The organism is Paenarthrobacter sp. TE3676, from assembly GCF_056279165.1.
The window spans coordinates 54,305-79,301 of sequence record NZ_JBWBQU010000011.1 but is presented as its reverse complement, the minus strand read 5'-3'; the positions used below and the strand labels follow the sequence as shown (position 1 = coordinate 79,301).

27 protein-coding genes are annotated in these 24,997 nt (G+C 60.8%); 20 read left to right on the top strand and 7 right to left on the bottom strand.

Annotated features, from left to right (window positions below; all coding sequences use genetic code 11):
• Positions 1-26 precede the first annotated feature (26 nt).
• On the bottom strand, positions 27-647 hold the full coding sequence (locus ACZ881_RS21525; RefSeq protein ID WP_476117911.1) for a dihydrofolate reductase family protein: 621 nt from the start codon (positions 645-647) through the stop codon (positions 27-29).
• Positions 648-750: 103 nt separating this feature from the next.
• Here ACZ881_RS21525 and ACZ881_RS21520 point away from each other — a divergent pair, with 103 nt between their 5' ends.
• Positions 751-984: a hypothetical protein gene (locus tag ACZ881_RS21520; protein WP_139025136.1), complete on the top strand. Its 234-nt coding sequence runs from the start codon at positions 751-753 to the stop codon at positions 982-984.
• A 26-nt stretch (positions 985-1,010) separates the two neighbouring features.
• Here ACZ881_RS21520 and ACZ881_RS21515 read toward each other — a convergent pair whose 3' ends face one another.
• Positions 1,011-2,570 carry a glycoside hydrolase family 32 protein gene (locus tag ACZ881_RS21515; protein WP_476117910.1) on the bottom strand — a complete coding sequence of 520 codons (1,560 nt, stop codon included), beginning with the start codon at positions 2,568-2,570 and terminating at the stop codon, positions 1,011-1,013.
• A 227-nt stretch (positions 2,571-2,797) separates the two neighbouring features.
• Here ACZ881_RS21515 and ACZ881_RS21510 point away from each other — a divergent pair, with 227 nt between their 5' ends.
• The 7 genes from ACZ881_RS21510 to ACZ881_RS21480 all read left to right on the top strand — a co-directional run bounded on the left by ACZ881_RS21510 (position 2,798) and on the right by ACZ881_RS21480 (position 9,919).
• On the top strand, positions 2,798-4,234 hold the full coding sequence (locus ACZ881_RS21510; protein WP_476117909.1) for a family 43 glycosylhydrolase: 1,437 nt from the start codon (positions 2,798-2,800) through the stop codon (positions 4,232-4,234).
• Positions 4,235-4,281: 47 nt separating this feature from the next.
• Entirely contained in the window at positions 4,282-5,619 is a 1,338-nt protein-coding gene (locus ACZ881_RS21505) for an ABC transporter substrate-binding protein (RefSeq protein ID WP_476117908.1), read from the top strand.
• Positions 5,620-5,665: 46 nt separating this feature from the next.
• Positions 5,666-6,544 (top strand): carbohydrate ABC transporter permease, encoded by an 879-nt coding sequence (locus tag ACZ881_RS21500; RefSeq protein ID WP_091465608.1) that lies wholly within the window; start codon positions 5,666-5,668, stop codon positions 6,542-6,544.
• Complete coding sequence (locus ACZ881_RS21495) at positions 6,544-7,446, top strand: carbohydrate ABC transporter permease (RefSeq protein WP_179019932.1); 903 nt, start codon at positions 6,544-6,546, stop codon at positions 7,444-7,446. Before ACZ881_RS21500 ends, ACZ881_RS21495 begins: the two co-directional genes overlap by 1 nt.
• A 38-nt stretch (positions 7,447-7,484) precedes the next feature.
• Positions 7,485-8,564: a LacI family DNA-binding transcriptional regulator gene (locus ACZ881_RS21490; RefSeq protein WP_476117907.1), complete on the top strand. Its 1,080-nt coding sequence runs from the start codon at positions 7,485-7,487 to the stop codon at positions 8,562-8,564.
• Between the two features lie 153 nt (positions 8,565-8,717).
• Positions 8,718-9,371, top strand: a complete 654-nt coding sequence (locus ACZ881_RS21485; RefSeq protein WP_091465605.1) for a DedA family protein — start codon at positions 8,718-8,720, stop codon at positions 9,369-9,371.
• Positions 9,372-9,424: 53 nt separating this feature from the next.
• On the top strand, positions 9,425-9,919 hold the full coding sequence (locus ACZ881_RS21480) for a DUF2306 domain-containing protein (RefSeq protein WP_476117906.1): 495 nt from the start codon (positions 9,425-9,427) through the stop codon (positions 9,917-9,919).
• Positions 9,920-9,926: 7 nt separating this feature from the next.
• On the opposite strand, the gene ACZ881_RS21475 is transcribed toward ACZ881_RS21480, so the two are convergent.
• Both ACZ881_RS21475 and ACZ881_RS21470 read right to left on the bottom strand, forming a co-directional pair.
• Positions 9,927-10,976 carry a GlxA family transcriptional regulator gene (locus tag ACZ881_RS21475; protein ID WP_476117905.1) on the bottom strand — a complete coding sequence of 350 codons (1,050 nt, stop codon included), beginning with the start codon at positions 10,974-10,976 and terminating at the stop codon, positions 9,927-9,929.
• 69 nt (positions 10,977-11,045) lie between these two features.
• The gene (locus tag ACZ881_RS21470; protein WP_476117904.1) at positions 11,046-11,684 is read right to left on the bottom strand and encodes an HD domain-containing protein; all 639 of its coding nucleotides are present in this window, start codon (positions 11,682-11,684) and stop codon (positions 11,046-11,048) included.
• A 446-nt stretch (positions 11,685-12,130) separates the two neighbouring features.
• Between ACZ881_RS21470 and ACZ881_RS21465 the strand changes: the two genes are divergently transcribed.
• The 9 genes from ACZ881_RS21465 (at position 12,131) to ACZ881_RS21425 (ending at position 21,099) form a co-directional block, all read left to right on the top strand.
• Positions 12,131-13,027: an ABC transporter substrate-binding protein gene (locus ACZ881_RS21465; RefSeq protein ID WP_476117903.1), complete on the top strand. Its 897-nt coding sequence runs from the start codon at positions 12,131-12,133 to the stop codon at positions 13,025-13,027.
• Entirely contained in the window at positions 13,024-14,013 is a 990-nt protein-coding gene (locus ACZ881_RS21460; protein WP_476117902.1) for an amino acid ABC transporter permease, read from the top strand. Before ACZ881_RS21465 ends, ACZ881_RS21460 begins: the two co-directional genes overlap by 4 nt.
• Complete coding sequence (locus ACZ881_RS21455) at positions 14,010-14,783, top strand: amino acid ABC transporter ATP-binding protein (protein ID WP_476117901.1); 774 nt, start codon at positions 14,010-14,012, stop codon at positions 14,781-14,783. The genes ACZ881_RS21460 and ACZ881_RS21455 overlap by 4 nt, the downstream gene beginning before the upstream one ends.
• 96 nt (positions 14,784-14,879) lie before the next feature.
• Positions 14,880-15,746 (top strand): LysR family transcriptional regulator ArgP, encoded by an 867-nt coding sequence (locus ACZ881_RS21450; protein ID WP_476117900.1) that lies wholly within the window; start codon positions 14,880-14,882, stop codon positions 15,744-15,746.
• Positions 15,747-15,894: 148 nt separating this feature from the next.
• Entirely contained in the window at positions 15,895-16,104 is a 210-nt protein-coding gene (locus ACZ881_RS21445; protein WP_476117899.1) for a hypothetical protein, read from the top strand.
• A gap of 55 nt (positions 16,105-16,159) precedes the next feature.
• Positions 16,160-17,038, top strand: coding sequence for an EamA family transporter (locus ACZ881_RS21440; protein ID WP_364308032.1), 879 nt, complete (start codon positions 16,160-16,162; stop codon positions 17,036-17,038).
• A 233-nt stretch (positions 17,039-17,271) separates the two neighbouring features.
• Positions 17,272-18,318, top strand: coding sequence for a homoserine dehydrogenase (locus ACZ881_RS21435; RefSeq protein ID WP_476117898.1), 1,047 nt, complete (start codon positions 17,272-17,274; stop codon positions 18,316-18,318).
• On the top strand, positions 18,311-19,726 hold the full coding sequence (locus ACZ881_RS21430; protein WP_476117897.1) for an aldehyde dehydrogenase family protein: 1,416 nt from the start codon (positions 18,311-18,313) through the stop codon (positions 19,724-19,726). The genes ACZ881_RS21435 and ACZ881_RS21430 overlap by 8 nt, the downstream gene beginning before the upstream one ends.
• A gap of 8 nt (positions 19,727-19,734) precedes the next feature.
• Positions 19,735-21,099, top strand: coding sequence for an aspartate ammonia-lyase (locus ACZ881_RS21425; protein WP_476117896.1), 1,365 nt, complete (start codon positions 19,735-19,737; stop codon positions 21,097-21,099).
• Positions 21,100-21,132: 33 nt separating this feature from the next.
• On the opposite strand, the gene ACZ881_RS21420 is transcribed toward ACZ881_RS21425, so the two are convergent.
• The 3 genes from ACZ881_RS21420 to ACZ881_RS21410 are packed head-to-tail and all read right to left on the bottom strand — an operon-like array spanning position 21,133 to position 22,193.
• Positions 21,133-21,588: an Lrp/AsnC family transcriptional regulator gene (locus ACZ881_RS21420; protein ID WP_091465588.1), complete on the bottom strand. Its 456-nt coding sequence runs from the start codon at positions 21,586-21,588 to the stop codon at positions 21,133-21,135.
• Positions 21,566-21,943: a LysR family transcriptional regulator substrate-binding protein gene (locus ACZ881_RS21415; protein WP_476117956.1), complete on the bottom strand. Its 378-nt coding sequence runs from the start codon at positions 21,941-21,943 to the stop codon at positions 21,566-21,568. Before ACZ881_RS21415 ends, ACZ881_RS21420 begins: the two co-directional genes overlap by 23 nt.
• Positions 21,944-21,947: 4 nt before the next feature.
• Positions 21,948-22,193: a LysR family transcriptional regulator gene (locus ACZ881_RS21410; protein WP_476117895.1), complete on the bottom strand. Its 246-nt coding sequence runs from the start codon at positions 22,191-22,193 to the stop codon at positions 21,948-21,950.
• A gap of 150 nt (positions 22,194-22,343) precedes the next feature.
• On the opposite strand from ACZ881_RS21410, the gene ACZ881_RS21405 reads away from it, so the two are divergent.
• The 3 genes from ACZ881_RS21405 to ACZ881_RS21395 are packed head-to-tail and all read left to right on the top strand — an operon-like array spanning position 22,344 to position 24,933.
• A complete protein-coding gene (locus ACZ881_RS21405) occupies positions 22,344-22,946 on the top strand; it encodes a helix-turn-helix domain-containing protein (RefSeq protein ID WP_476117894.1) in 603 nt (200 codons plus the stop codon).
• Positions 22,939-23,682, top strand: coding sequence for a B3/B4 domain-containing protein (locus tag ACZ881_RS21400; protein WP_476117893.1), 744 nt, complete (start codon positions 22,939-22,941; stop codon positions 23,680-23,682). The genes ACZ881_RS21405 and ACZ881_RS21400 overlap by 8 nt, the downstream gene beginning before the upstream one ends.
• 33 nt (positions 23,683-23,715) lie before the next feature.
• Positions 23,716-24,933: a trans-sulfuration enzyme family protein gene (locus ACZ881_RS21395; RefSeq protein WP_476117892.1), complete on the top strand. Its 1,218-nt coding sequence runs from the start codon at positions 23,716-23,718 to the stop codon at positions 24,931-24,933.
• The last annotated feature ends 64 nt before the right edge of the window (positions 24,934-24,997 follow it).

Here is a 24,997-nt window from a genome sequence, read left to right as displayed (position 1 = left end):
TTGTGGATAACCTCGCATTCGTGACGTCAGCGCGAGGCCGCGGAGCGTACCTGATAGACAAGATGGGTGACGCGGGTCCCAGAAACGATCACGGGATCGTCGAGCATGACGTCCGTTGCCAAATCTCCGAACCAACGGATTCCGCTTCCGAGCAGTACCGGCACCAGGTCAACACGGAGTTCGTCCAAGACACCACGGCGCAAGCACTGCTGCACCACGTCCGCGCCGGCAACGCCAATCTCCTTACCAGCCGCCAGGTGGGCGGCACGCTCCAGGGCCGTGTCCAGGTCCCCTACGAATTCAAACGGCACGGGCTTGCCATCCCGCCGGACAGGTGGCCAGTCCGCCAGGGGTTCGCGGTGCGTCAGGACAACGGTTGGTGACTCATTGGGCGGGTGACCGCCCCACCCCTTTGCCACGTCGAAGATCCGCCTGCCGGAGATGAACGCTCCCTCCCGCGGAAGTGACTTCCAGTAGTCGGCGTCGGCTTCACTGAGATGAAACGGCACAGGGTGGCCTGGCATCCAGGTTTCCACGGATCCGGCCTCGTACCAGTCGAATAAGGGGCCGACGCCGTCATCCTCACGGGCGATGAATCCATCAAGGGACATGGAAAACTGGGCTGATACGCGGCTGTTCCTGTACATGGAATCAGTGTCGTGGCACCGCTGGAGTTGTCAAGGACGCTGCCCGGCCGCAAGGGTCGTCAGGGTACTTATAAACGGTGGCAGTTGTGCCTATGCTTAGTCCATGGAGCCCACTTCAGCCATCCTTCTAGTGCTTATCGGCGTGGTTGTCTGGCTCGGAGCCACCATCCTCCCCTTGGCCCTGCTTCCCTCGTCGCGCGCCGAGGAGGAGCACAAGCCCAGAGCACGCCACCCCCGCCAGCCTCGACGTGAGCCGCGCGCCGTCCACCGCTTTCGACCTTCCTCACTGAAGGTCCGCTCGGGTCACCATGCCCATGCGCGGCCCCACGGCGCTTAGCCCAGGGGCCGCACACTACAGCCCGGCTACAGCGGAGTGCCAAACTCCCGGATGGTGATTCCGGTGAAGTCCGCCGGGCCACCGTCCGCATACAGTGAAAGCCCTGTGTCGCCGTCTGCGAAGTGAACCTGCTGTGAAATCACGGTGTGTCCCGAGTTCACAAATACCTCAACGCTCTGCGTGTCCACGAAGATGCGCAGATGTACTGACCGCGCATTGGCATCGATGGGCGCTGCGGCCCGAACGTAGGGCATCAGTGTGTACCCACTTTGGTCTGAAGGCGCACGGTCGACGTATAACTCGTCGCCGTACTTGCCGATATTGGTATGACGGGAACCGTCCGGGGAACGGCCAACAGATACGCCAACGTTCGTTGCCAGATTCCAGGAAATGTGGAGCTCAAGCTCATAAGCACGCCCGCTCCATGGCAGTACCACGCTGCCGTTAACCGTACGGTCGGGCAGGGCCGTGGTGGCAGTGACGTGACCTTGCAGCGCGCCAACCGGAGAGCTGAGCAGGCTGTACCAACCTCCCGATTGGCGTTCCAGGCGCAGTTCCCGCGTGATTGAGTTCTGCCCGTTGTAGCCGTCGGAGGCATCTGTGGGTACGTCACGGGCGGCGTACTTCCAGTTGTTCATCCAAGCGATTGCCAGGCGCTTCTTTTCGGGATCCTCGACGGAGGGCCACGTGACGGCGGCGTACCAGTCCCATCCCCAATCCAGCCATTGCGGCGTGAGGTCATCAGCAACGAATGCCGTGCCGTTCCAGGCACCCATCCAATAGGCAAAGGTCATCGGCAGATCGACGCTGTAGGCATCCATGCTCGCGCCGAACACCCAATGCCGGGTGCCGTCGTCGGCGGTCATCTCAAACAGATCTGGACATTCAATACCGCCCAGGGCGTGGTTCGGGTAGTCGAAGTTGGATTTCCAGTTCCAGTCCCGCAGGTTTGCTGAGGTGTAGAACGCTGCGTACCGCGCCCGTCCGATCACGCACACCCACTCATTGCGCACTCCGTCCCAGTGGATCTTCGGGTCACGGAACCACTCTGCGTTCTCAATCTCAGCTTGGGTGGTGGCGGTTCGTCCGTCAGTGTTCACGATTACCGGGTCCGGGAGGGCGGAGAACGTGTAGCCGCCGTCGGTTGACCAGTAGAGGTATTGTTCCTGGAACTTTCGAATGCCGCCAGTCGGCTGAGTAGCCAGTGCGACTACCGCCCCGGCACCGAAACCAGCGGTGTTCGCGGTGTCCACCACCGCCGATCCCGACCACACCGGGAAATCGGGCTGCAGGGGCATCACCACACCGTGGTGTGTGAAGGCCACGCCGTCGCCCGTAGTTGCGTGGTCCCATCCGCCCGGGCCGTTGTTCTGGCCGGAGTGGAGATAGTAGAGCTGGTAGGCGCCATTGGTGTGGACGGGACGTTGCGGGTCACACAGCCAGCCCGAAGGTGGGGTCATGTGGTAGAGGGCCCGAAGTGACGCCGGGGCGTCTGCGGCTGCGGGGGCGGCGTTGCTCAAGAACAGGGCGAAGGCGCCAGCGCCTGCGCCCTGCAGTGCAGTGCGACGAGAGATTTCGTACGTCATTGATTCGTTCCTCTCAAGGTTCGGCGCAACAGCGCGCCGAAGGGCCATTCATGCGGTGGGGGAAGCCGAAGCTATGCAGGACCCTAGCTGCACCGCCTGGCGACGGTCAAGCGTTTTAGCAAGAGCAAAAATATTAGGAATGAATTTTGCTAAAACGCTTGAACAGTGTGGAATTACACGCTAGCTTTCAGTGATCAAACGCTTTAGCAGAATGGACATCAGCGCAGATGAAACGCTCAGTCTTTTTCCAGCCCACCGACGGATGGGTTGGGGACCTCATCCCCTTCGAGAAGGACGGGGAGTTCCGGCTCTTCTACCTTCACGAAGACCGCTCAGACCCGAAACCCGGCACCTCATGGAATCTGGTCACCACAAAAGACCTCACCCAGTTTGAGGACCATGGCGTTTCGTTGCACCACGGCAGCGAAACCGACCTGGACTTCAACGCCTACACGGGCAGCATCATCACGGACGGGTCCGGCGTCCACCACCTGTTCTACACCGGCCAGAACCCCCGCAATCTCGGCCCGGACGGCGTGCCCCTTCAATTGGTCATGCACGCCACGAGCTCTGACGGTATGGAAACCTGGCAAAAACACCCCGAGCTCACCTTCGGCGCTCCGGACGGCTACGAGTCCGGTGATTGGCGTGATCCCTTTGTGTTTTGGGATGACAGCAAGAACCAGTGGCGGATGCTTCTCGCGGCAAGGCACTCAACAGGGCCGGAACGGCGCCGCGGCGTCATCGCGCAGTGTGTGTCCACGGACCTGATGACCTGGCAGCACACTGAACCGTTCTGGGATCCGCGCCGGTACATCACGCACGAATGCCCGGACGTCTTCTCTTGGGGAGACTGGTGGTACATGGTGTACTCCGAATTTTCGGAATCGTTCACCACCCGGTACCGCATGTCCAAAAGCCCCGACGGGCCGTGGACCGTGCCCGCGCTGGACAGCATCGACGGCCGCGCCTTCTATGCGTCAAAAACCGCAGAGCGGGACGGACGGCGCTTTTTCTTCGGATGGATTGCCAGTAAGGAAGGCAACGCAGATCAGGGTCCATGGCAGTGGGCCGGAACAATGTCCGTGCTGGAAGCCCTCCAAAACCCCGACGGGACACTGGGTTTTTCGTTCGCAGATGAACTCGTGGAGAGCTTCTGGGACGACGTCCCCGTGTCCCTTGCGGGTTCCTTGCCGGCTTTGCTCCACGTGCCGGACGGTTACACCGCTATGGTCTCCGACGAGGAAATGCCCCGACAGTTTTACGCCAAAGCTGTCATTGACATCGCCGCCAACACCACCGAGTGCGGGCTGCTGCTGCGATCAAGCGACGACGGCGACCGGTCCTACGTTCTGCGATTGGAACCCAAACGCGGGCGACTTGTCTTCGACCGCTGGCCGCGCACCATCACGGGGGACGCACAGTGGCATGTCTCGGGCGACGTCCCCTACGACATCGAACTCGAGCGGCCCTGCGACCTCACCCCTGGCGAGCACACCCTTGAGGTCATCGCCGACGGCGACATTTGCGTCGCCGTCGTCGACCGTCAGGTTGCGCTCAGCACCAGGATTTACGACCTGACGGCAGGGAGAATCGGCGTCTTCGCCGGCGAAGGAACCGCCACCGTCACCGAACTTGAGATACGTCAGCGCACCGACAACTGAATACCGCCCCATCCCCAACCTCTGTTCAATCAAGGGAGATTGCCGCCATGAAGAAACTATTCCGTGCCGCTGCCGTCGCAGCCGCCGCTGCCCTGGCTTTGACAGCCTGCGGCGGCGGAGGAGCCGCCAGCGACCCCTCCAACGTCAGCCCCACCGGCGAGATCAAGCCCCGCGAAATATCCTGGCTGCTCTCCAGGCCCGCCGACGGAGCTGTCATCAACATCATGAAGAAACTCGCGGACGACTACGCCAAGGAACACCCAGGCTTCGCACTGAACCTCATCACCACCCCGGACCGGCCCTCGTACATTCAAAAGCTTGAAACCCTGGCTGCAGCCAACAAGCTACCGGAATTGTTCGATACCGACGCCACCCCCTTCGCCCAGGAACTGGCCAAACAAGGCAAAATGGTGGACGCCGAGAAGCTCCTGAAGTCACTGGACGTTTACGACGATTACCGCCCCGGCGCACTGGACTACCAGCGCTTCGACGACGGCTCCCTGTACATGATTCCGTTCCAGTTCGAACTCGAATTCATCTGGTACAACAAGGCCCTGATGCAGAAGGCCGGCGTTTCCGTGCCGAAGTCCCTCGACGACATTCCCGCCATGTGCACTGCCCTGCGGAATGCCGGGATCACCCCGATCGCCATCGACGGACAGGACCAGTGGCCGCTGGAACGCTACATCGCGTACCAGCCGTTCCGTGAAGCGGGACCCGATTTCGTCCAGAAGCTAAAGAAGGGCGAGGCGTCCTTCTCGGATGCCGCCGGCCAGAAGACCGTGAAGTGGATGGCTGACCTTGGCAAGGCCAAGTGCTTCCAGGAGGGCTTCTCCGCCCAGGGATATTCGGACGCGCAGAACCAGTTCACCTCGGGACAGGCCGCCATGTACAACATCGGCACCTGGGAACTTCCCAGCCTCGCCACGGACAAGCTCAACCCTGATGTGCGGGACGACATCGATTTCTTCACCTTGCCCACCACTGGAAGTTCGGTTACTGCTGCGAACGAGTTCGTATCACCCTCCGGCATTGGCATGGCAGTGAACTCGAAGACCTACGACCCGCTGGTGAGCGACTTCCTGAAGTTCGCCTTGGAGAAGTACCCGGCTGAATACGCTGCCACCGGGGCCCTCTCCCCCACCACCAACGTACAAACGACCATCCCGGCGAACGCGACTCCGTTGTACAAGAAGGCGCTCGAAACGGCCAACACCCTTGGGGACAAGCAAGCAATGCCGTGGGACACCCAGCTGGACCCCACCACCAACGGCCGGCTGCAACAGGAACTCGTCCTCCTGGTCCAGGGCAACATCACGCCCGAACAGTTCACCAAGACCATGGACGACGCCATCAAGCAGAACGCCCCCAAGTTCTTCAAGTAAACCCAAGCGGCGGGGGCTCCCAAGGCCCCCGCCCGAAAGGCCCACCATGCTACCCAACAGGTCAAGGACCTCGGTCCTGGTCTTCCTGCTTCCACCGCTGCTGCTTTACTGCGCAGCCGTACTCTTCCCGATTCTTCAGTCGCTGTTCCTCAGCTTCTTCTCGTGGAACGGCATCAGCGAGATGGAGTTCGTAGGCCTCGCCAACTACGTCCGGATGCTCACCGCAGACGACATTTTCTGGAGGTCCTTCTTCAACGCACTCCTGTACCTGGCCATCTGCCTGGTGCTGCAGCTCGGCGGAGCACTGGTCGTAGCCAGCCTGCTCACGTCACTTCGCCGGGGCCGGGAACTCATCAAAACCCTCTATTTGCTGCCAGCTGTGATCTCCACCGTAGCGATCGCATTCCTCTTCATCCGCATCTACTCCATTGACCCCGTTGGCCTGTTGAACCAACTGCTGCATTGGCTAGGTTTGGGTTCCTTTGAGCGGGCTTGGCTCTCCGATGTAAACACCGTCCTGGCAGCCGTATCCGCCCCCGAGGGCTGGCGGTTCACCGGACTTTACATGCTCATCATTTACGCTGCCCTGATCGCCGTACCCAAGGAACTGGAAGAAGCAGCGGTCCTGGATGGGGCCTCGAAATGGACACTCTTCACCAAGATCCGGTTTCCCTACATACGTCCCGTGTGGATTACCACCACCATCATGGCCACCACCTACGGCCTGCGCGGTTTCGATATCCCGTACCTCATGACCAACGGTGGCCCCGGGCAGTCCTCCGAGCTGCTCACCACCTACATGTACAAGACGGCCTTCACCAGCACGGACTTCGGCTACGCAAGCACAATCTCCGTCTTCATCGTGATCGAGTGCCTCGTCGCCGTCGGCCTCATCTTGTTCATGCTTAAGCGGAAGGCAGACTAATGATCACCCAAACAGCCCCTTCTACCCCGCGCGCGACAGTTCCGCCGTCGCCGGTTATTAAACGACGGCGGCGTAAGCCGAGCCTGTACCGGACACTCTCGCGGGTCCTGATGATGCTCATCGTGATAGTTCAGGTTTACCCGCTCGCCTGGCTATTCGTTACCAGCCTCCGGACGGAACACGACTTCGCAACCGGCGATCCCTTCGCTCTTCCCAGCTCGTTGACGTGGGAAAACTATGCAAGGGCATTCGAAACCGGCGACCTGGGCCGAAACATCCTGAACAGTTTCATTGTCACCATGGGCGCCAACATCCTCATTGTGTTGTTCGGCATGATGGCTGCCTACGCCATACAGGTTCTCGGCTTCCGCCTGAGCCGGTTCGTCCGCGGTTTGTTCCTGGTGGGGATCATTGTTCCCGTTCAAATCGCTTTGGTCCCACTGTTCATCGATTACTCCGCAGTGAACCTGTTGGACACCTACCAGTCGATGATCATCCCCCTGGCTGGCTTTGCCTTGCCCATGTCCATTTACCTGTTCTCATCCTTCTTCGAGTACATCCCGCGGGAAACCTACGAGGCCGCGTCCCTGGATGGTGCCGGCCCGTACAGGATTTTCGGTTTGATCACCCTGCCTCTTTCACTGAACACCGTGGTCACTGTTGTCTTGGTGAACAGCATCTTCATTTGGAATGACTTCATCTTCGCCAACACTTTTGTTCTTTCCGAGGATTTGAAGACGATTCCGCTGGGCCTGCAGAACTACATCGGGGCCATGGGCAAAGTGGATTGGACTGCGACCTTTGCGGCGGTCTGCGTGACCATCACTCCCCTGCTCTTGGTCTTCCTGGTCCTCAACAAGGCCATGATTCAAGGCTTGGAAAGCGGGGCGAACAAGGGATGAGCGCCACGGCAGACGGATATACTCCAGTCGGAGGACAGATGATTTCGCAGGAGAAAAATTCAGGCATCGCGGCCGGCCCCATCGATCATGCCAGAGCGGGCCGCGCCCATCCGGTGACCCTCCGCGAAGTCGCTGAACTAGCGGGCGTGTCCACTGCCACTGTTTCCCTGGTCATCAACAAAAAGAAGAACGCGCGCATTGCGGATGAGACGCGTCAACGGGTCACTGAGGCGATCGCCCAACTGGGCTACCGGCCGAATGCCATGGCCCAAACACTGGTCAGTGGAACCTCGAAGTTCATCGGGTTGGTGGCCGACGGCGTAGCCACCACGCCCTTCGCGGGCCAGATCATCCATGGTGCCCAGGATGAAGCCTGGAAACATGGTTACGCGCTGCTGATCGCCAACACCGAAGGCAACCAGGACCTCGAAAGAGATGCCATTGCCATGATGCTGGAATACAAAGTCCGCGGCATCCTCTACTCAACCTGGTTCCACCGCCCCACCGACATCCCGGAAACCCTTCGCGAGGCGGATTTCGTCCTGGTCAACTGTTTTTCCCCCGACGCCGGGACCGCGCGGGCCGTAGTACCGGATGAGGCGCAAGGTGGACAGTCGGCCACTGAGATCCTGCTCCGCGGCGGCCACCGGCGAATCGCGTTTATCAACACCACTACCCCTGCACCCGCCAAAGATGGCCGACTCCAGGGCTACAAGGACGCACTTGAAGCCTCCGGAATTTCTTTTGATCCCGATCTGGTGCTCGAAGCGTACCCGGATCAGGAAGGCGGCTACGGTGCCACTGAGGATTTGCTCAAGCTTGGAGTCAGTGCGGTGTACTGCTACAACGACCGTATGGCCATGGGACTTTACGATGGCCTGCGGGAAAACGGCCTCTCCATTCCGGAGGACATTGCCGTGGTGGGTTTCGACAACCAGGAAGTCATCGCCGCCCACCTCCGGCCGCCACTTTCAACGGTGTCACTGCCCCACTATGAACTAGGCGCTGCGGGCGTTCGGATGCTGTTGGGCATTGATGCTGCGCCTCTCGAGTCCGCTGTGAAGATCGCTTGTCCGGCAGTTGAGCGCGACTCCGTGGCCGTTCACTCACCGGCCTGAAAAGCTCTTGACATTGCGTGTTGCCCGAGGCCGTAGATAGGAATAGCGTTGAGGTGGAAGCCCAGTGGTCCCCCATCACTGGGCTTCTCTTTGGAACCGGCAGGATGCGCCGCAGGCCTCCTATAGGAGAGTCGCTTAAGAGAGGAGATCGACCTGATCAGTTTTCTTAAGGCGACTGCTGCAGCCGATGAACTGGGCGGGATTGTCGGTATCGCCGCGCAGGTAATCGAAGCCCTCGGTGAATGGGGCGTGGGCTTGCTGACGCTCCTGGAGACTGTCTTCCCGCCCATACCCAGCGAGGTGATCCTCCCACTGGCTGGATTCCTTACCCAACAGGGAAGCATGAACCTGATCCTGGTGTTCGTCACCAGCACCCTCGGGGCATATGCCGGCGCACTGCTCCTTTATTGGCTGGGGTACAAGGTGGGGTTGGAACGGTCCATCAAGCTACTTTCGAAACTGCCTTTGGTTGATCGGGAAGACTTCGAAAAGGCCGCTGATTGGTTCGAACGCCACGGTAAATCAGCAATATTCTTTGGCAGGTTGCTCCCCGGTGTGCGCAGCCTTATCTCCCTCCCGGCTGGTGCCGAACGCATGAACCTGATGACTTTCAGCCTCTTTACTGTGGCCGGGACCGGCGTATGGAACGCCCTGCTCATTGGAGCGGGATCACTGCTCGGCAAGCAATATCACCTTGTGGACCAGTACTCACGGTTCCTCAATTACGCCGTGTACGCAGGACTTGCCGCCTTCATTGTGTGGCTCATCATCCGAAGGGTCAAAAAGCGCAAGGAAAGCACTAAGTAGCTGAAGAAAGTATCAGTTACGGAGCCACAGTTGACGGCCACTAGGCTGGCCCTATGCCCTCGCCGTGGACCTTCCTCATCTCCCTGCACGCCATCGCAGCCGGCTACGCCTTAATCTTCGGCGCCGTGAACCTGCTCCGCCGCAACAAAGGCAGCGCAGCGCACAAGATCCTGGGTCGCATCTGGGCAGTGGCCATGTACGTCGTAGTCCTCACCTCCTTCGGGATCAGAACCATCGATGGCGGCTTCAACTGGCTCCACGCCCTCTCTGTGCTGACGTTCTGTACGCTGACCATGGGCCTATGGTCCGTCCGCCGCGGCAATATCCGTGCACACCAGCGGTTTATGACAGGCAGCTACTTCGGACTCACCGGTGCGTTCATCGGCGTCGTAGCCGTACCGGACAGAAGGCTCCCACAGATGGCCATCCATGACCTCGCCGGCCTCACCCTATGGGTGGCGGCCCTCGCACTTACCGCCGGGCTGACCGTCGCGGGGCTGATGCAACTGCGCCGGAAACCCGTACTAAGCCCCGGCACCCGAAAGTAGGGGCCGCCTAAGCCTCTAACCCTTGGTTTCGTCTCTCATCATCTTTGATGTTTTCGCTGGCGTTACCAACGTCGTCCAGCGCAACGCGGTCATCCGTGCGGGCCATTGTGGACTGGAAGCGGGCTCGGTATTCACTGGGCGACACACTAAGACGCTGGTTGAAGATCCTCCGCATGGACTCCGAGCTTCCAAAACCTGCCACCGCTGCCGTTTTTGCGATGCCTTGTCCTCCCGCAAGAAGTGCTTTCGCCCGGTCAAGCCGAACCTGCTCAACAAACTTCGTCGGGGAAGTTTGCAGTTCCGTGGCAAAAAGGCGCGCCACCTGCCGGGGGCTCAGTCCCACCATCCTGGCAATGGAGCCGGAGGTGTGGTTTTGTTCCGGATGGGCCGAAATCAGTTCTACCGCTTCCCGCAGGGGCTGATTCTTGGGCTTTTCGACGGATAGGGGTGCCGAGAACTGTGACTGTCCTCCTGGCCTCTGCATAAACAGAACCAACTTCTGAGCCACCTCACGGGCGAGGGCAGGACCGTGGTCTTTCTCCACTAACGCCAGTGCAAGATCAATGCCGGCAGAGACACCGGCAGATGTGAGGACATTTCCGTCTTCGACGAAAAGCGCATCAGGCTGCACCCGGATCTCGGGATGGGCCGCGGCAAGGAGCCTGGTGTGCTGCCAGTGCGTTGTCGCCCGTCGTTGATCCAAAAGACCGGCAGCAGCAAGAACGAACGCGCCGGTACAGATGGCAACCACCCTCCGGGAACGTCCCTGAATGGACTGAACAGCCTCCACCAGTTCCGTTGCGATAGGGGAACAGGGCAGGTGATCAGCGCCCGGAACGATCAGCGTATCGAGGTTTCTTAAGTCGCCGGGGCGTCCGTCCACCCCTGCTGGCAGACCGATGGAAGTGCTGACGGGCTTCCCGGAGACAGAAATGTACTTCAGGGTGTAGGAAGCTCCGAGCTTGTTCGCTTCGGTAAAAACTTCCGCAGGCCCTGCTACATCGAGCATGGTCACCCCATCGAACACAAGGAAAGCGACGAACCCGTCGTGCTGCATGCGACCATCCTGACCTGATTGTAAACGATGCTGCTGGCACCGACGGATACACCGGCGCCAACGAAAACCTTATTCCGGCCAGTCGTTTTTCTGGATGATGTCCACAAAGTTCGCTCGCACGAATGACGGATCGAAGTGAGCGAGCACGTCGTCGTTCATTGTTCCAAACGTCGTGTCCGGGCGCTCCCGCATTCCCTCGTAGAAAGCCTCCAGAATTTTTCCTTTGAACCCTGGCCTGGGATGCGAAGCGAGGACGTTCGCACGTTCATTCGGCGAGATCCGATCAAGGTTCATTCCCAGCACGTCAGTCTCCACCCCCAGCGATACCACCGCCGCGTCAGGACCCAGATGCTCGGGAATCCCAGGTGTTGTGTGGAGTGCGATCGCCAACCAGACGTTCCGGGCGTCATCTTCGGAACGTCCGTGCTCTTTCAGGAAATCAAACGCCACGTCCGCGCCGTCGACTTCGAAACGCTGCCCGGTAGTCCTGTACTTGGCTGTCAGCCCCAGATCATGGAACAGCCCACCCACGTAGGCGAGTTCGGGGTCCACTTCCCAATTCCGTGCGCGGGCCTGCAGCGTTCCCCAGAGGAAGACCCTGCGGGAATGGTGAAAGACAGCTTCCTCTGCTGCATCCATCACAAGTGATGTGGCTTCGCGGACCAGTTCAGTTTCGGGCACTTCGACGCCGGCGATAAATTCGGTCATTGTTCCTCCTGGATGGGTTACCTACCCAAGCATTTCGTGGCACCGACGGCGAAGGAACTGTCCAAGACGACAACCATCCCACAGATCCGGACATTTCCCGATAAGGGGCCAAGGGGTCAATTTCTGTCGTCATCCAGGACCAGATTCCCGTAAGCCTTGCCTTAACCGTCGATTCGAACATGGGCCATTGGTGTCCGGTGTTGTGATCCATACCATTGACCCATCCCACTTTCCCGCAAGCCCTATGACGATCAGTGCAGCGCTGCAGAGATTCGACATGGGCAGAAACCCCATCTTTCGCCCGCATCGGCGCACCATCATCAGGAGACATCATGTCGGAATCGACCAACAGATCACCCAAGCACCACTTGCCCCCGGCGCGGCATAAGGACGCAGGAATCGAACAGGCCCCACGTGAATTCGGGCCCCTTGCCAAAGGTGCGATCATGCTGACCACTTGCTTGCTCGCCTTGTCCGCGTGCACTAATGCTTCCGGGTCCGCAGCGAGTCCCACCTCTGGCTCGTCCAATGCCACGTTCGACCCCGCCAGCCTAACGGCGGATGAAACGCTCGCGTCACAGGTGCCGGAAGCCATCAAATCCAAGGGCACCTTGGTCATCGGCTCCGACACAACGTACGCTCCGGCTGAGTTCCTCGGTGGCGCGGATAACCGCACTCCCATGGGCTACGGCGTCGACCTGGCGAAGGCCATCGGAGCGACCCTGGACCTGAAAGTGGATGTACAGACCGCAGAATTCACAGGCATCCTCCCTGCCCTCGGACCCAAATACGATCTGGGCATCAGCTCCTTCAGCATCACCAAGGAGCGGCTCGAAGCCGTCAACTTCGTCAGCTATCTCAACGCCGGGACTACCTGGGCCGTTCAGAAGGGCAACCCCAGGAACTTCTCCCCCGATGACGTCTGCGGAAAATCCGTGGGAGTGCAGACGGGGACAACCCAGGAAGATCCTGACCTCAGGAACCGCAATGATGAATGTGAAAAAGCCGGCAAGCAACCCATCGACGTTGTCACGCTGAAGAACCAGACGGATGTCACCACACGCTTGGTCAACGGAAGCATCGACGCCATGATCGCCGAGTCAACCTTGATCGGTTACGCCATCCAGCAGACCAACGGAGCCGTTGAAAAAGCCGGAGGCGTCTACAACACCTCCCCAGTGGGCATCGCCGTCCCCAAGCATGACACGGCACTGGCCGAGCTCCTCCAAAAAGTGGTTGCCAAGTTGATCGCTGATGGCACCTATCAGCGCATCCTCGATTCCTGGAACAACTCCGACGGCGCCATCACCAAGCCCGAAGTCAACCCTGTAGTGCAGTCATGAGCATTACCACCAACCCCTTGAGCACCACGCAGGGAAATCCTTCACCGGAGCTGATCAAAGCAGTCCCTGTCCGCCACCCTGGTCGCTGGGTGGGAGCCGCCGTCATTCTCGTGGTGGCCTCCGTTGGCATCCATAGCTTGGCCACCAACCCCAACTTCCACTGGGATACTTTCAGCCTGTACGTCCTCGACGAAAACGTCATCCGAGGCGTTGGGTGGACTCTTCTTCTCACCGTTCTGTCGATGACCATAGCCGTGACCCTGGCTATTTTGCTTGCCTTCATGCGCCAGTCTGACAACCCCACCTTCCGGTGGTCCAGCTGGTTCTGGGTCTGGTTCTTCCGAGGCACCCCCGTCTACACCCAGTTGATCTTTTGGGGATTGGTAGCCGTCCTTTACCCCAAAATCACCCTCGGTGTCCCCTTCGGCCCGGAACTGCTCAGTCTGACAACCCAAGACCTGCTGAACGCTTTCTGGGCTGCCGTTCTGGGCCTCGCCCTGAACGAGTCGGCCTACTTGGCGGAGATCTTCCGCGCTGGTTTGAAGTCTGTGGACAAGGGACAGATTGAAGCCGCTGCAGCCTTGGGCATGCGTGGCACGAAAATCATGTGGCGCATTGTCCTTCCCCAAGCGATGCGCATCATTGTTCCGCCAACCGGCAACGAAACCATCGGAATGCTCAAGACAACCTCCCTGGTGCTTGCAGTGCCGTTCACTTTGGACCTGACCTTCGTCACCAACACCCTTGCCAACAGAAGCTACCTCCCTATTCCGTTGCTCATCGTGGCGGCGTTCTGGTACCTGGTCGTCACCAGCATCCTGATGGTGGGCCAGCACTTTATCGAGAAGCACTACGGAAAAGGCGTCGACATCTCCACTCGAATCACAGTCAACCCCGCAGCCCTGCAAGCAGCCGCTGCAAGCGTCCGCCCGGCACCGGCCACCACCCTTGATAGCGCACCAACCATTGAGGAGAGCGGCCGATGAGTGCAGCAACCACCGATCTGGTCAGGATCGAGGGAGTCCACAAGTATTTTGGGGACCACCACGTCCTGAGTGGCATCGACATGACCGTCAAAGAAGGCGAAGTCGCAGTCCTGATCGGCCCCTCAGGGTCAGGAAAGTCAACCCTCCTGCGCTGCATCAACCATTTGGAGAGCATTAGCGCCGGCCGGATCCGCGTCAACGGCGAACTCATCGGATACCGCGAAAAGGACGGAAAACTCCACGAACTGCATCTCAAAAACGTCGCCCGCCAACGCCGGAACATCGGCATGGTTTTCCAACGGTTCAACCTCTTTGGCCATAAGACAGCCTTGGAGAACATCATTGAGGCTCCCGTGCAGGTCCGTGGTCTTGAAAAAGTTCCCGCCAAACGGCGTGCCCAGGAGCTTCTCGACCGGGTCGGACTCGCCCATCGCGCCAGCTACTACCCCGCGCAGCTCTCCGGCGGCCAGCAACAGCGCGTTGCCATCGCCCGGGCTTTGGCCATGGATCCGGAGCTGATGCTCTTCGATGAACCGACCTCCGCACTGGACCCCGAACTGGTAGGAGACGTCTTGGATGTGATGAAGAACCTCGCAAAGTCGGGCATGACCATGATCGTGGTAACCCACGAGATCGGTTTCGCCCGGGAGGTCGGAGACACTTTGACGTTCATGGACGGCGGGATCGTCGTAGAGTCGGGCAATCCCCGCGAGCTCATAGCCAACCCCCAGCAGGAACGCACCAAGAGTTTCTTCAGCAAAGTCCTTTAATCAACACATCAATCCCGCCCAGATGCGGGCCGTCGAGTCCCGGCGGCCCGCACAGAGGCAGGACCCAAACCACACCAAGGTATTCACGTTTAGACCATGAACTTCGAACATCTGAAGGCTCTGAGCGCCATCGTCGAGACCGGATCTTTCGATGCTGCCGCGACCCTGCTCGGCATCACGCCTTCCGCTGTCAGCCAACGCATAAAAGCCTTGGAAACCTCCGCCGGGCAAATACTGGTCCGCCGCAGCCTGCCGAGCAGCCCCACGGAAGCCGGCGCCGTACTCTTGCGCACAGCCCGACAGATTCAGGCGCTGGAGGCAGACGCCCTGCAGTCGTTGGGCCAAGGCCCTGAAGGACGGGCCACAGTTGCCCTCGCCGTAAACGCCGATTCGCTCGCCACGTGGTTTATCCCTGTTCTGCACGATGCAGCCACATGGTCGGATGCAGTGCTGGACCTACACATCGAAGACCAACACCATAGCAGCCGGTTACTGCGCCAAGGAGACGTACTGGGGGCAGTCACCACCGATCCGAAAGCCGTCGGGGGATGCCGGGCAGAGTCGCTCGGCGTAATGCGCTATGTGCCGGCTGCCTCGCCCGCACTGCGGCAACGGCACGAAGCTTCTGATGGGGTGAACTGGTCGGAAATGCCGATGCTCCGCTTCAGCACCAACGATGACATGCAGCACCGTTTCCTTCGTTCCCAGGGTGTTGAACACTTTCCCCCAACCCATACCGTCCCTTCCTCCGAAGCGTTCCTTGCGGCCGCATGCGCCGGACTGGGATGGGGCATGATCCCCGAACAGCAACTCCAGCAGGACCTGCCCCGAGGCCTGGTCCCCCTCCCCGGAACCCCAAATGACGTAGCGCTGTACTGGCAGTGCTGGGCAATGGCCTCACCACGGCTCGAACGAATCACTGGAGCCGTCCGGGCGGCCGGCAGTAAGCTGCGCCAAATCTGATTTTCTTCCATGATGCACTATAAGTGCAGTATGATGCCTTTATGGACACTCCAACTCTCGTGGACGCCAGCCGCCTTGAGCAGCCAACGGTGAGGCCGTCGTCGAGTATCCCGAACCAGGTGAAGTCATCTGGTGCGACGACGACGGCGTGACTTGTCGACGGTGGAACTGGCGGCAAGGCCGACGGACACAGCTACGGGACGAAACCTCCAGCGCGTTGTTCATCCGGGATGCCCTGGACCCTGTTAGCACTGAGGCCCTACAAGCGGCCGTCGAGGAACTGGCAACCCATCTGGCCGGGCTGGGGCCCGACATCACCATCACAGACCATCTCATCAACAAAGCCACCCTGACGTGACCGGGCCTCCGAGGTTGCGTGCAAGCAGTGGATGCCCGACCGAGGGGAACCAACAATGACCACTTCCAACCGCGCAATACCACCGTGGGCGCTGACAATAGCAGCCATGTTTTCCATCCAGCTTGGCTCTGCCCTGTCCGCAGGATTGATGCCGACGCTCGGACCCATCGGTACGGCGTGGCTTCGGCTCAGCATGGGCGCGCTCATCCTGCTGCTCTTGGCCCGCCCGCCGCTGAAGTCCCTCCGCCTTCGTGACGCCCCGGCCGTACTGGGTCTTGGCATCGCCGTTGGACTGATGTCAGTGACGTTCCTCGCAGCCATGGAACGTCTTCCGCTTGGCACCGCTGTCGCCATTGAATTCCTTGGCCCGCTCAGCGTCGCCGCACTTCGCGGGCGGGGCGTTCGATCGTTGGTCTTGCCTGCAACTGCACTGGCAGGCGTCCTCCTGCTCACCGAACCTTGGGCCGGCGAAGTAGACCTGATCGGCGTTGGTTTTGCTGCCATGGGCGCGGTCGGCTGGGCGGCCTACGTTCTGTTGACCCAAAAGGTCGGTGACCGGTTCAGCGGAATCGGTGGCCTGGCGTTGACCATTCCTATTGCAGCCGTGGTTGTGACACCGTTCGGGCTGCCGCAGGCCTTCGGCCACATCACTTGGGAACTCGTTGCCGTGGCTGCCGCCCTGGCAGTATTGATACCCGTGCTGCCCTACATCCTGGAAATGCGGGCGCTTCGTCGGATGACGCACACAGCGTTCGGCACCCTGCTGGCATTGGAGCCGGCCATCGGCCTCCTGCTGGGTATGGTCGTGCTCGCCCAGTCCCCTTCGGCTCTCCAATTCGCGGGAATCCTGCTGGTCATCTTCGCGGGCGCGGCAGCACAACGAGGAGGACGCCGTCAACAGCAGCTCCACACATCTGCGCCTGTACAGGCGTGAAACACAGTCCACCGCAACCCTGACCCAGGCAAAGCGGCCTTTCACTCGTCCGTGAAAGGCCGCTTTTGCCTTTCCGTGAAGATTCCGGGGCGTCGGGCCAATGGCCGATGCGGCCAAACTACCCGCATTTTTGGGCGTTTCGGCATCCCGGACAGTCGATTCGTACCTAGGTAACTGACACACCCGGGAACGAGGCTTGAAGGACAGCATCACCGCCCTACCAAGGAGATCCCGTGACTACTTACAACCTGGCCCTGATTGGTTTCGGAGGCGTTAACCGTGCCCTGGCCGAACTGATCCGCGACGAACCACAGCGCTTCGCTTCCCTCGGATTCGAGCTCCGCGTCGTAGCCATCACCGATCTGGCCTTCGGATCACTCGTCCAGGGCGACGGCATCGACCTTGCAGCCGTCCTGGCCATGCCCCGCGGGACCTCCTTCGACGGGCTCCCCGGCGGCAGTTCCGACCCCCGAAATGAAGACGTCATCAAGAACAGCCCCGCCGATATCGTCGTCGAAGCAACCTTCACCAGCCCAATCGACGGCGAACCGGCCGTCTCGCACGTAAGGTGGGCCATCGAGTCGGGCAAGCACGTGGTGACCACCAACAAGGGTCCCGTCGCTCTCCGGGGCCCTGAACTGAGCAAACTCGCTGCAAGCAACGGCGTCCGCTTCGAATACGAAGGCGCCGTCATGAGCGGCACGCCAGTGATCCGCCTGGCACACAAGATGCTCGGAGGTCTCGAGCTGACGGCAGTCCAAGGCATCCTGAATGGAACCAGCAATTATGTGCTGGGCCGCATGGAAGCCGGTTTGCGCTTGGACGAGGCTATCGCCGAAGCCCAGGATCTCGGCTACGCGGAGGCCGACCCGACCGCGGACATCGGCGGCTCCGACGTCCGGCTCAAGGTCGCCATTCTGGCCAACGAACTGCTCGGGGCCAGCATGAACCCCAGCGATGTAGAAACCACTGGCATTCAGCACATCAAGAGTGATGACGTGGCCAAGGCGTTGGCAAGCGGACATCGCTGGAAGCTGATCGGCGAAGCCCGCCGTGAAGCAGACGGCCGGGTCGTTGCCACCGTCAAGCCGATCGCCCTGCAGGCCGATCACCCGCTCGCCGGCATTTCCGGTGCCACCAACGCCGTGTCATTCACCACCGACCTGCTCGGGGCAGTCACCGTATCCGGCCCGGGCGCTGGCCGTGTGGAGACCGCCTACGCCCTCATCTCGGACATCATGGCCGTCAACGAATTCGTCAAAGGAGCCGTCCGTGCCTGAAACAGCCATTGCCGAAGCCAACTCCCCATTGACCACTCACGATCTGGTGGTGCACAACAAGTTTGACGGTTCCGTATTGGCAACCTTGCCCCAGTGCAGCGAGGCAGATGTACAGGTGGAACTGATCCGTGCCGCTTCCGCCACGCCGGCAGCGGCCGCCATGCCCCGTCACGAGCGGGGCCGGATCCTGGACACCGCCGCGGACCTTCTTCAGGAGCGCTCCCAAAAAGTCTCGGAACTGATCGTTGCCGAAGCCGGCAAAACCATCAAACAGGCACGCAAGGAAGTCGCGCGGGCCGTCAACACCCTCAAGCTCTCGGCAGCGGAGACGCGCCGAAACGTCGGCGAAGTAGTCCCGTTCGACTCCTTCGCAGGCTCCGAGAACCGGCAGGGTTGGTTCACCCGTGAACCGCTGGGACTCATTGCGGCCATTACCCCGTACAACGACGCCTTGAACTTGGTGGCCCACAAGCTCGGCCCCGCGATTGCCGGCGGCAATACCGTGATCCTGAAGCCGTCGCAGCTGACTCCGTTGACAGCCATCCTCCTGGTGGACCTGCTGCGGGAGGCCGGTCTGCCGGCGGAGTTCGTTACCGTGGTCCTGGGTGATCGCACGATCGCGCAGACCATCATCTCCTCCAAGCTGGTCCGCATGGTTTCCTTCACCGGAGGTTTTGCCACCGGGCGTGCGATCGCGGCGAACGCCGGTATTAAGCGCTTGTCCATGGAACTCGGCGGCAACGCGCCTGTCATCGTGTTCGACGACGCCGACCTTGCCACCGCCGTCGAAGCCTGTGTCTCTGGCTCCTTCTGGGCTGCCGGACAGAACTGCATAGGGGCCCAGCGAATCCTTGTCCAAAGGACTGTCTTCAATGCCTTCCTGAAGGACTTCGTCGCCCAAACGGCGGCTTTGAAAACCGGCGACCCGCGCAACGAACAAACCGACGTCGGACCCATGATCAGCAACGGCTCCGCTGTCGAAGCGAAGCGGAAGATCGATGACGCCGTCGTAGCCGGGGCACAGCTACTCACTGGCGGAACCCTGAACGGGCCGGTCCTGACGCCCGCTGTGCTCACGGGCGTCCCCCGCAACTGTGAGGCATGGAGCGAGGAACTGTTTGCCCCCGTAGTCCTGGTGGAGCCGTTCGACTCCCCCGAGGAAGCCATCGAGCTGGCCAACGACAGCGAATACGCCCTGCAGGCCGGGGTATTCACTAAGGACCTGGGCCGAGCCCTGGCAACCGCCAAGGCAATCGACGCAGGCGGCGTCATAATCAACGACTCCTCGGACTACCGGCACGACGCAATGCCGTTCGGCGGTTCAAAATACGGCAGCATGGGCCGCGAAGGTGTCCACTTCGCCTACGAGGAAATGACCCAGCCCAAAGTCATCGCGATCGCCTCATGACCGCAGGCGTGAGAATTGAACAGGACAGCCTGGGGACCTTGGCGGTCCCCAGGTCCGCCTTGTGGGGAATCCATACTGAACGGGCCATCCTCAACTTCCCCATCAGCGGCATCCAGCTGGGAACCCACCGGCACCTGGTCCGGGCACTGGCGTATGTCAAGAAGGCTGCGGCGCTGACCAACACCGAGTTGCGCCTGATCCCGGCAGACATTGGCCACGCCATCGTTGCAGCCTGTGACACTGTGGCCTCAGGCGACGTCGACCACGCTTTTCCGGTGGACGTCATCCAAGGCGGCGCCGGGACTTCCACCAATATGAACGCCAACGAGGTCATCGCCAACCTCGCCCTGGAAGCGTTAGGCCATCCCCGAGGCTCCTACGATGCGGTCGACCCCATTGGGCACGTCAACAAATGCCAGTCCACCAACGACGTCTACCCGACGGCAGTGCGCCTTGCCCTCGTGTTCGCCTTGGAAGATCTACTGGAGCGTCTGGCCCTGCTTTCGGCTGCGTTCGCCGAACGGGGGCGGGCGTTCTCATCCATCCCTAAGGTTGGCCGCACGCAGTTGCAGGATGCGGTGCCCATGACCCTTGGTCAGGAGTTCGCCGCGTTCTCCGTGACGTTGGAGGAAGACCGGCGCCGGCTGCGCGAGGCAGCTGCGCTGTTGCTTGAGTGCAGTCTGGGTGCCACCGCCATCGGCACCGGCATCACCGCCGATCCACTGTATGTTGAGCGTGTCATCGACAAGCTTTCAGCCGTGAGCGGCGTGACGCTGGTCCGTGCCCACGACTTCGTCGAAGCAACGTGGGACACCGGCGCCTTCATGACGTTCTCCGGAGCGCTCAAACGCACCGCCATCAAGCTCTCCAAGATCTGCAGTGACTTGCGGCTGCTCTCCAGTGGCCCGCAAACAGGACTGGCCGAGATTCGATTGCCTCCGCGCCAAGCGGGCTCCTCGATCATGCCCGGCAAGGTCAACCCCGTGGTTCCCGAGGTCGTCAACCAGATCGCCTTCTTCGTCGCCGGAGCTGACGTAACTGTAACCATGGCGGCTGAAAACGGACAGCTTCAGCTGAACGCGTTCGAACCAGCCATAGCTCACGCCCTGCTCCAATCAGTGAGCTGGCTGACCAACGGTGCCGACGTTCTGCGGGACCTTTGCGTGGAAGGCATTGAAGCGAACGATGCTTTGCTGCGCTCCCGAGCGAGGGCGTCCACAGCGCAGGCCACTGCGCTGCTCCCGTTGCTGGGCTATGCAGTGGCGGCAGACCTCGCACACCGCGCCCTTGCTTCAGGGCACAGTGTCATGGACCTCGCCGTCACCGAAGGCCTGCTCCTGCCCGGGCAGGCTGAGGCCTTAATGGGCGTCTGATTCGGGCCACAAGCTCGGTATCAGCGCCCCCCCTCAGCGTGGAGTCTGCCTGTCTATCACAGTCGAGAGGGACAAGGCCGTGGTTGTGTCGCGGACTCCGGGAAACTCTGAAACCTGCCGCCAGATTTCCTGGATCCTGGCTGCATCAGGTGCCTCCACCCTGGCGATCAGATCAAGCTCCCCGCTCACGACGTCGCAGGTGGTAATTTCCGGAATCGCCCGCAACCCGGCGATGACGTCACCACCCCTCATCCTGTCCTGACGCTGAATCAGGAGCACGGCGTTGACTGTGGGCGCCCCGTTCCCAGCGGATTCCTTGATGGTGTAACCGTTGATGAAGCCGTCCCGTTCAAGCCGTTCGATTCGCTGCCGCACAGCGTTACGGGAAAGCAGCACCTTCCCGCCAAGTTGAGCCAAGCTGATGCGGGCGTTTCGACGAAGCTCGGCAAGAATCTGCGCGTCTATCTCATCGCGTGGATTCTTGGGCATGGGCGCTCCTGACTGAGGGGGTTTGAACATGTGATTGGGCGATCCCGCGCAAAGCATCGATAACGACAGCCACTGCCCGGTGAACTACCCGTTCGGGGCGGACCAGCATGTCCACGTGGCGAACTGTTTGCACGCCTTCGAGCGGACGCAGGACGACGTCCTGGGATGCAGGAATCCGAACGGTATGCCGGGGCAGCAATGCAAGGTGTCCACTTTCGGACACCATGGCCGCGGCAGTGCTGAAGTCATTGATCCTGTGCACAACGCGCATCGGATACCCGGCCGCAGCGGCTACTGCGTCGAGCATGTCGGCCGGTGAGAAACCAGCATGGGTGGAAATCCACGTCGTTCCCACCAAGTCAGAAGGTTTCAGCGCGGGTGATCGCCCCGGAAACAGCGATTGCCGCTACCGCCAGGGCCTGTCCGGCATCAGTGAGTTCAACGGATCGCCCCCGTTTGTGAGTGAGGGGTGCCTTGAACTTACGTTGAAGCGCAGCGAGTGACTGGGAGACCGCCGAGGGGCTCACGCCAAGAGCGCGTGCCGTAGCGGCCACACTGCCATGATCACCGAGCTCGCGCAAGACGCTGAGTTGATACGGATCCATAAGCCTTACCTTAATCGTTGAGACCAACATATCTCACGGACGCTATGTTTCCGCCGCTCCCGACCGGGCCAGGAACCGGCAAAGGAACCTGTCACACTTCCGGGATCGATGCCCATCGAAAGTGCACTCTAAGTGCAGTATGCTGCATTCATGGATGAAAACATCGCAACTTTGGCTTCGGCCATCGGCACGCGGGTGAAGCAGGAGCGCCTGGCCCGGCGTATGACTCTGGATCAACTGGCCGAAGCGGCGGGCGTGAGCCGCCGCATGCTGGTCAACGTTGAGCAAGCAACCATGAATCCCAGCGTCGGTACTCTGCTAAGGATCAGCGATGCCTTGGGCGTCGGGCTGCCGGACCTGGTCCAGTCGCCCGAGCCCAAGGCCGTCACAGTGACCCGCAAGGGTGAAGGTGCCGTGCTGTGGAGCAGCGATGCGGGCGGACGCGGCGTGCTGGTCGGCGGAACAGCGCCACCGGAAGTAGTGGAGTTGTGGGACTGGATCCTCGGACCAGGCGACCAGCACTCAAGCGAAGCACATACTCCCGGCACCAAGGAACTCCTGCAGGTTCAACAAGGCACCGTCATAGTGGGCATTGCGGACCAAACGATCGTTCTCGAAGTCGGGGACTCGGTCACCTTCCCCGGGGATGTAGCCCACTCTTACAGCAACAGCACCTCCGAACCGGCACGGTTCTCCCTCGCCGTCTTTGAACGCGGTGTCGGTTCAGGCCATCGGGAGGCAGGCAATGCCTAGTACCCAAGCCCTTCAGGAAACCCTGGACGCCGCCCAAGTTGAACCCGCTGTTTTCGAACTTCGACCCGACTACCGGGCCCTGCTGATTGCGGTCGATGGCCTCGTCCCCGGGGCCAGCGATGAAGCAAGCAACGCCTTGCTGGAGCAGGCTGAGGAAGGTGCCCGGACAGCCCTGAGCGAGCAGAAGGCCGAACACCTTCCGCACATTGCCGCATGGCGGGAGGCGTACCAAGCCTTCGGCGCCAAGCCCAACCGCACACGTAACAGCCTTGAAGCATTGGTTCGGCGGGCGGATGCGGGCCTCCCGAGGGTCAACAGGCTCACGGACCTTTACAACGCAATCTCGGTCATGCACCAGATCCCGCTCGGCGGCGAAGACCTCGCCCGATACAGCGGGGCACCACGACTGGTTCGTGCGACGGGCCAGGAACCTTTCGACACCATAGCCAGCGGAGAACCGGTCGTCGAATACCCCGACGCCGGTGAAGTTCTCTGGTGCGACGACGACGGCGTCACCTGCCGTCGATGGAATTGGCGTCAAGGCCGCCGCACGCAATTGCGTGACGAGACCACCGCAGCTTTGTTCATTTTGGACGCACTTGCACCGATGAGCACCGAATCGTTGCTTGCTGCAGGAGCTGACCTTACCAAGCACCTGTCCACGCTGGGTTCAGAGGTCGTCAGCGTCCAGCGCCTGATCAGCCACCGCCCAGCGCCGCATTCCACTGCCCGCTGATGAGGGCGTACCCTCCGAAAGGAAACCCGAACCATGAACCGCGCACCTGACAAGCACAACCGGGCCTCCGTCCATGACGCCACCTGGGCCGTCCATGGCGGAAACAGCATCGACAAAGGCACCGGCGCCCTCCGCACTCCCCTCATCATGGCCAACTCCTACCTTCTCCCGGACGACCCCTCGGACATGGATTGGTCGAGCGTTGACGACGGACTGGTCTACACCCGAAATGCCGGAGCCAACCAGGTCGCCCTGGAAACAAAGCTTGCCGCTATGGAAGGCGCCGACGCGGCAGCCGCTTTCGCCACGGGCGTGGCCGCCTTGCATGGAGTGTTCTTCGCCCTCCTGAAGTCCGGCGATCACGTGGTGGTTTCCAACGTCACCTACGAAGCGGTCTACCGTCTCTTCGGGGAACTTCTTCCGGAAAAGTACGGCATTGAGGCCACCTTCGTTGATGCGGACGACCTGGAAGCAGTCCGGGCAGCCGTTCGTCCGAACACGAAGCTGATTCACGCTGAAACCATCGCCAATCCCACTACCAAGGTGGCCAACGTCGCCGCCCTGGCCAGTATCGCCAAGGACGCCGGCATCCTGCTGACCATAGATGCCACGTTCACTCCGGCACCTTTCTACCGAGCCCTCGACGACGGCGCAGACTTGGTCATCCACTCGCTGACCAAGTACATCAACGGTCACGGCGACGCAATGGGCGGTGTGGTCATTGGACGACGCGAACTCGTCCAGCACATCCGGCACGATGCCATCGTTGATGCCGGCGGAGTGATTTCGCCTTTCAACGCCTGGATGATCATGCGCGGTTCCGTGACCCTGCCGCTGCGCCTCAAGCAGCAATTCTCCAGCGCGGAGAAGGTAGCGGCAGTCCTCGAATCCGACCGGCGGATCGCCTACGTCCTCTACCCTGGCCTGGTCTCCCACCCGCAGCACGAACTGGCCGGCAAACAGTTCGGAGGCCGCGGCTTCGGAGGCGTTCTCGCATTCGCTGTGGAAGGTGACTCAAATACCCAGAACACCTTCGTGAAAAACCTGCAGGTCATCACGTCGGCGGTCTCGCTCGGCCACGATGAAACGCTGATCGTCCACGTCGGCCCGGATGCCCGCGGCGGATCGGAAAACTACCCGGCATCATTCCATAAGTACGGCCACTTGCGCCTGTCCATCGGGCTTGAAGACCCCGAGGACATTATTGATGACATCCTCAGCGCCCTGGACAAGACCTTCGGGGACAAGTAGACACCATAGGACAAAGCCTGGGACGGACGCTGGAGCAGCGCCCGTCCCAGGCTTTGCCTTCTTT

Excerpts from the sequence above, each read along its gene's own strand:
- ACZ881_RS21515 (WP_476117910.1), bottom strand. The coding sequence starts at position 2,570 with ATGACGTACGAAATCTCTCGTCGCACTGCACTGCAGGGCGCAGGCGCT.
- ACZ881_RS21420 (WP_091465588.1), bottom strand. The coding sequence starts at position 21,588 with ATGCCCAAGAATCCACGCGATGAGATAGACGCGCAGATTCTTGCCGAG.
- ACZ881_RS21465 (WP_476117903.1), top strand. The coding sequence starts at position 12,131 with ATGCTGACCACTTGCTTGCTCGCCTTGTCCGCGTGCACTAATGCTTCC.
- ACZ881_RS21455 (WP_476117901.1), top strand. The coding sequence starts at position 14,010 with ATGAGTGCAGCAACCACCGATCTGGTCAGGATCGAGGGAGTCCACAAG.
- ACZ881_RS21510 (WP_476117909.1), top strand. The coding sequence starts at position 2,798 with ATGAAACGCTCAGTCTTTTTCCAGCCCACCGACGGATGGGTTGGGGAC.
- ACZ881_RS21440 (WP_364308032.1), top strand. The coding sequence starts at position 16,160 with ATGACCACTTCCAACCGCGCAATACCACCGTGGGCGCTGACAATAGCA.
- ACZ881_RS21460 (WP_476117902.1), top strand. The coding sequence starts at position 13,024 with ATGAGCATTACCACCAACCCCTTGAGCACCACGCAGGGAAATCCTTCA.
- ACZ881_RS21505 (WP_476117908.1), top strand. The coding sequence starts at position 4,282 with ATGAAGAAACTATTCCGTGCCGCTGCCGTCGCAGCCGCCGCTGCCCTG.
- ACZ881_RS21395 (WP_476117892.1), top strand. The coding sequence starts at position 23,716 with ATGAACCGCGCACCTGACAAGCACAACCGGGCCTCCGTCCATGACGCC.
- ACZ881_RS21410 (WP_476117895.1), bottom strand. The coding sequence starts at position 22,193 with ATGGATCCGTATCAACTCAGCGTCTTGCGCGAGCTCGGTGATCATGGC.
- ACZ881_RS21470 (WP_476117904.1), bottom strand. The coding sequence starts at position 11,684 with ATGACCGAATTTATCGCCGGCGTCGAAGTGCCCGAAACTGAACTGGTC.
- ACZ881_RS21495 (WP_179019932.1), top strand. The coding sequence starts at position 6,544 with ATGATCACCCAAACAGCCCCTTCTACCCCGCGCGCGACAGTTCCGCCG.
- ACZ881_RS21400 (WP_476117893.1), top strand. The coding sequence starts at position 22,939 with ATGCCTAGTACCCAAGCCCTTCAGGAAACCCTGGACGCCGCCCAAGTT.
- ACZ881_RS21480 (WP_476117906.1), top strand. The coding sequence starts at position 9,425 with ATGCCCTCGCCGTGGACCTTCCTCATCTCCCTGCACGCCATCGCAGCC.
- ACZ881_RS21450 (WP_476117900.1), top strand. The coding sequence starts at position 14,880 with ATGAACTTCGAACATCTGAAGGCTCTGAGCGCCATCGTCGAGACCGGA.
- ACZ881_RS21475 (WP_476117905.1), bottom strand. The coding sequence starts at position 10,976 with ATGCAGCACGACGGGTTCGTCGCTTTCCTTGTGTTCGATGGGGTGACC.
- ACZ881_RS21500 (WP_091465608.1), top strand. The coding sequence starts at position 5,666 with ATGCTACCCAACAGGTCAAGGACCTCGGTCCTGGTCTTCCTGCTTCCA.
- ACZ881_RS21525 (WP_476117911.1), bottom strand. The coding sequence starts at position 647 with ATGTACAGGAACAGCCGCGTATCAGCCCAGTTTTCCATGTCCCTTGAT.
- ACZ881_RS21405 (WP_476117894.1), top strand. The coding sequence starts at position 22,344 with ATGGATGAAAACATCGCAACTTTGGCTTCGGCCATCGGCACGCGGGTG.
- ACZ881_RS21490 (WP_476117907.1), top strand. The coding sequence starts at position 7,485 with ATGATTTCGCAGGAGAAAAATTCAGGCATCGCGGCCGGCCCCATCGAT.
- ACZ881_RS21520 (WP_139025136.1), top strand. The coding sequence starts at position 751 with ATGGAGCCCACTTCAGCCATCCTTCTAGTGCTTATCGGCGTGGTTGTC.